The organism is Candidatus Phytoplasma pruni (assembly GCF_013391955.1).
GTDB lineage: Bacteria > Bacillota_I > Bacilli_A > Acholeplasmatales > Acholeplasmataceae > Phytoplasma.
The window spans coordinates 1-5,357 of sequence record NZ_JABUOH010000035.1 but is presented as its reverse complement, the minus strand read 5'-3'; the positions used below and the strand labels follow the sequence as shown (position 1 = coordinate 5,357).

Annotated in this window: 3 protein-coding genes; all 3 read right to left on the bottom strand. The window is 29.5% G+C overall.

Annotated elements, in window-relative coordinates; genetic code table 11:
• Window positions 1–382: 382 nt before the first annotated feature.
• A complete protein-coding gene (locus HR065_RS01315) occupies window positions 383–1,108 on the bottom strand; it encodes a M41 family metallopeptidase (protein ID WP_178734122.1) in 726 nt (241 codons plus the stop codon).
• Between the two features lie 2 nt (window positions 1,109–1,110).
• Window positions 1,111–2,862, bottom strand: a complete 1,752-nt coding sequence (ftsH, locus tag HR065_RS01310; RefSeq protein ID WP_178734121.1) for an ATP-dependent zinc metalloprotease FtsH — start codon at window positions 2,860–2,862, stop codon at window positions 1,111–1,113.
• Window positions 2,863–3,035: 173 nt separating this feature from the next.
• Window positions 3,036–5,249 carry an ABC transporter substrate-binding protein gene (locus HR065_RS01305; RefSeq protein WP_178734120.1) on the bottom strand — a complete coding sequence of 738 codons (2,214 nt, stop codon included), beginning with the start codon at window positions 5,247–5,249 and terminating at the stop codon, window positions 3,036–3,038.
• Between the last annotated feature and the right edge of the window lie 108 nt (window positions 5,250–5,357).

The window sequence follows — 5,357 nt, the reverse complement described above, 5'->3', positions numbered from 1 at the left end:
AAAAGACTCTCAAAATGAGAGTCTTTTAAATGTTAAGGGATTTTTGGATGATGACTAAAGGAAGGCGTTTTTGTATATTTTTTGGGTTTTATTGGTGATACTTCAGCGCAATAGATTTAATTGTTTACAAAAAATTGTTTCTTTTGGAACAATTTCTTGTTGGGATAAATTGTAAGCACTTTCTAAAATTCATTAATATGACCGATTTTTTGAATTCCTTTTTATTTTCAACAAAAAAGGGCTATAAAAAATATAGCCCTAAATATGGTTGATTTATTTTCAATGAGTTAAACAACAACTCTTTTTTCTGCGTTTTTAAGTATAAGATTTTTATATATGTTTTTTTGAGAGAAATAAATTTTATCAGAAAGTTGGTTATAACTCACCAAACCCATGAACGTTGATTATAACTAGCAGGTTTTAAACTTTCCATTTTAGAATCTATCATAAAGCCTTTCTTGAGATTCAACTCTCCTTTGTCAAATAACATTTGAATAATTATTTTCCATATTAACTTATGTTTAATTAACCTTTCTTTGGCTTGATTATAACAATCATCTAACACATCTTGTTTAGCTTTTTCTTTATTGTTCACTCTTTGTGTTAAAAAACGATTATTAGGGAATTTATTAAACATTTTATCAATTTCGCCTTTAGCGTGCCTTTCATCATCTACATAATTATGTTTTCCGCCATCGCTACCAAACAAAAGAACTTCACCAGCCCTTCCGCTTAAATTAATGATGATTTCGTTTAAATAATCTTGTTCGTTCATATCTTTATCATCTTTTCTATAATAAGCGGTTAAACCATCGATATTAGCTGTTTGAGGAGTAATTTTCATATGATCGATTTGTTGGTCTAAAGACAAGACAGAAACAGCGTGAGCCCCTTCGTGAACAGCGGTTTTTAATAATTTTTCGTTTTTAATTTTTGTCCAATCATTAAAGTTAATTGCTTCCGTTTCCGTCTTAGTATTTTCTTGAGAAATAGGCGGTTTATCGTTTCTGTTAACTAAAAGGATTATGATAACGACACTTTCTATCGCTAACAACAAAAGAACTGTAAAAAACCAAAAATAAATATTTTTAAAAAGATTTTTCTTCATAATTATTTTTCACCTAATAATGTCTTAATTTCGTCTTTATTGATAGTTTCTTTCTTTAAAAGTTCTTGCGCTATTTTGTCTAATAATTTTTTATTTTCTTGAAGAAGTTGTCTAGCTAATGCGAAAGATTCATCAATAATTTGTTTGATAGCTTGATCAATTAATTTTTTATCGGAAAATTCTTGATCTTGAGTAGGCCCTAATTCAGACATACCGTATTTAGTTACCATTAAACGAGCTATTTGAGTAGCTTGTTTGAAATCACCATAAGCTCCTGAAGACACATCATCAAACATTAATTCTTCCGCCGCTCTACCGCCTAAATAAGAGGTAATATTAGCCAACATTCTTTTTTTAGAGGAAAAGAAGGTTTCTTTTTCTGGTAACATTAAATTATAACCTCCCGCATCTCCACGAGGAATAATGGTTATTTTTTGCACTTGTGGGGCATGTTTTAATTTTAAACCAATCACCGCATGACCCGCCTCATGATAAGCCACCATTGTTCTTTCTTCTTCATCGTATTTTTTCGATTTTTTAGCTGGACCCATCATGACACGATCAATGGATTCGTATAAATCTTCCTCAGTAATAATAGTTTTATTATTACGCACCGATAAAATGGCTGCTTCGTTCAAAATAGCGGCTAATTGAGCCCCGTTCATTCCTGGAGTGGATTTAGCGATTTTTTCTAAATCAACCGAAATATCTAATTTTTTATTTTGAGCGTGTACTGCTAAAATAGCTTTTCTAGCTTTCAAATCAGGCAAACCAACGTTGAATTGTCTATCGAATCGTCCTGGTCTTAATAAAGCTGGATCTAAAATATCCGCTCTATTGGTGGCTGCCATAATGATCACTCCTAAGGTTTTATTAAAACCATCCATTTCAACCAATAATTGGTTTAAAGTTTGATCACTTTTACTGTTTTCGCTGCCTCTTTTTTTGCCTAAAACATCGATTTCATCGATAAATAATACACAAGGGGTATTGTTTTTAATTTCTTTAAATAATTTTTTAATTTTAGCTACACCTAGACCAACTAACATGCCATCAAATTCGGCACCAGAAACGGCGAAAAAAGGGACTCCTGCTTCGCCAGCGACCGCTTTAGCTAATAAAGTTTTACCAGTTCCGGGCGGTCCTTGTAATAAAACTCCCTTGGGTAAAACAGCACCACTTTTTTTATATTTGGAAGGATTTTTTAAAAAATCAATTAATTCGGTCATTTCTTCTTTTTCTTCTTCAATGCCAGCTACATCGTCAAAAGTAAATGATGATTTTTCCGAAGCAGCAACTTTAATTTGGCCTAAATTGCCTGATAATATTTTCTTTTGCTCTAAAATGTAAAACAAGAAAATAAGAGAAGAAATAGGAGTTAAATAATCCAACAAAAAGGCTATTAATTCAAAATGAAACATTCTTTCGGAAGGAAACCTTTTAATGATAGAAGCGATTTCGTTTTGATATAAGTTGGAATGGAAAATATGACCGTCCAAATCCTCTATTTCTACCAGAAAATTACTGTCAAAAGATTCCAACCTGCTTGAGCGTACTTTAGCGAAACGAATTTTTGCAATATGTTTAGAATTGGACTCTAATTTTTTATACATTTTGTGTTCGGAAATCCATTCTCCTTTAGCTTTGAATTGTCCGATGCCGACATAAATATTTAAGAAAAATAAAATAGCGAAAATAACAATAAAAAAAGTTAATTTTTTCATTTTTAGTTTCTTTTTGACTTGAGAAAACATTTTTTCTTTTTTCCTTTCTTTGTATTCTTTAAAAAAAATTTTATACCTGATATAGTGCCAATAAAAAATGATATGGTTTTCTTGTTGTTTAGAAAAACTAATTCAACAAGAAAAATAAAAAAATACCTATTAAATGATTAAAAAGGATTTAATAGATATTTTTTCAATTAATTTTAAAAACTAAACAATCTTTCACAATTATCTTTATCACGCGCTTTATCATCGAAAACAATGAATTTTTTCAAATTAGATAAAGGAACAACGAAAGTTTCAGAATAACGTAATTTTTCTAATTCTTTAACAATCTTAGTGAATAATTTTTCTTTTTGATCGTAAGTAGCATCAGTTTTCAATAAACTTGTACTTAATAGACCGATTAGAGCGTCTTTGTCGCCGTGCCAATCGCCGTTTTCTTCGATTTTATTAAAGGAAACTTTCTTAATTGGTAAATTTAATTTTTCTTGAGCTTGTTCAACAGTAGTGGAAGGTTCTAAGGAGAAGAAATCTTTTAATGCTTTTCCGTTTAATTCTAATACTTCCATTTGTCCGCCATTTAATATATTTGTATACCATTCTGGCTGATTAGTTTCATTGGAGAATTTATTAGTTAAATAATCTCTAAATTCTTTTAAATTTAATGAAATTTCTTTAGAAGAAGGAAGTAAGGCATAAACTAAAGTATCTGGATCATCCATGTTTTGTGATTCCAACCCTAAAAAATTAGCAGGTTCGAAGAAATCCATATTATCATTAAAAAATGCCTCTTGTTCTTGATCTGTTGCGCCAGCTTCAAGACTCAAAAGTCTTTCTTGAATTAAGATTTTATTTTCACCCACAGAGTCTTTAAATAATTTATTTAAATTTTCTTTGATAAGAGGGGTTTGGATTTTACCATCAACAGTAGGGTAATATCTTAAAGATATTTCTAAAACTTCAGAAGGGGCAACATCGTTATAATATTCTTTAACAAAACTGCCGTAAGCCGTTTTAACCATTTCTTTAGCTTTTCCGTATAAAAGTTCTTGTTGGTTATCTAACATGTTAACAACATCCCAATTGGATAGAGAAACATTATTGTTTAAAAGACCATCTTGTTTTAACATTTCATAAACATTAGTTTTATGGTCTTCGGTGGAGTTATAAAAAGGAGCATTAGGGCAAACTCTAGCTACATCAGACATAAGCGAAAGAGTCGGTAAAGTCTGAGTTTGATCAGCTAAAAGTTTTCTATCAACGCCATATAATAAAGCTTTTCTAAAGTTAGGATCTTTCAATAATCCTGTTCCTTTTTTCAAAGAATCTTGATTATCTGGGGCATCTAGATTAATACGATATTGAGCAATTCTGTTTTGAGGAATGGAATGCATGCCTGGATGGCTGGAATAACTGCTGACAACATTTCTTTTGTGAGGTACGAAAGGAACGACAAAACTTAATTTATGTTTTTGTAACAATTCTTTTTGTTGTTCTATCGTACTAACTACAATTTCAATTTTCTCAGGTTTATGAGTGTTTTCTGAATTTTCATTTTTCACTAAAACCCATTTTTCCGGATTGTAACCATCTTTTATTTTATATTGTCCATAAGATATGAAAGGATGATTTTTAGTTCCATATGCTATTTGATCACCGGAAATAGAGTTAGCTAATTTATCTTTTGGGAAAAGGACTATATTATTGATATTTTTCACTACATCCAATAAATCTTTTGGTTGTTGATATTTAATTTTAAATTCAGAATCATTTATTTTTTCAAAAAAATTATTGAAACTGGTAATAGAGTCTTCTGGATGGCTTTTTTCCATCCCTAAATTGGTTAATTTTTGAGAATCGTAAAATTTTAAATATTGTTCAATAACGTTAGAAACGACATCAACATTAATCATTTCGTTATTTTCAAATTTAACATTTGGTTTTAATTTTAACAGATAAGTTTTGCTGTTCACTTTTTTAGCTTGTTGAAATTCTGCTGAAGTGGTGATTTTATATTCTTTCTCTTGGTTATCTTCCACAGTTTTAATAGATTCAATTAAACCTGGTAAATATAAAATTTCTTCCTGTTTTTTTGTTTCATAAAAGAAAGGGGTTTTTAATAAGTTAAAAACATCTTTTTTTAGTTGTTGAACTTCTTCCATCGGATTTAAATGATTTAAAGGGTTTAACTGCCCTAATTCTTCCGTAATAGCGACTCTGACAAGTTCTTGATTAACTTGCTCTAAAGTATCAACAAATTGAAGGTTTTTATTTTCATCCTTAGGGTTTTTATTTTTACTTATCAAAGAACGAACAACAATAAAAACGATTGCTGATAATAAAATCACAATCAAAGAGCTAAAAAGCATTGCTTGTTTTTTGTTTTCTCTAAAATGTTTTTTTCTTTTTTTCATTTAATAATCCTTTTTTCAATTTTTATTTTATTTTTTATCAAATATCATAATACAAATTAGATCTTTATATCCTTTTAATAATATTTATTATTTATATTTTAAAATAAA

Bases quoted from the DNA above. Each gene is read 5' to 3' on its own strand.
- HR065_RS01315 (WP_178734122.1), bottom strand. From the start codon at position 1,108: ATGAAGAAAAATCTTTTTAAAAATATTTATTTTTGGTTTTTTACAGTT.
- ftsH (WP_178734121.1), bottom strand. From the start codon at position 2,862: ATGTTTTCTCAAGTCAAAAAGAAACTAAAAATGAAAAAATTAACTTTT.
- HR065_RS01305 (WP_178734120.1), bottom strand. From the start codon at position 5,249: ATGAAAAAAAGAAAAAAACATTTTAGAGAAAACAAAAAACAAGCAATG.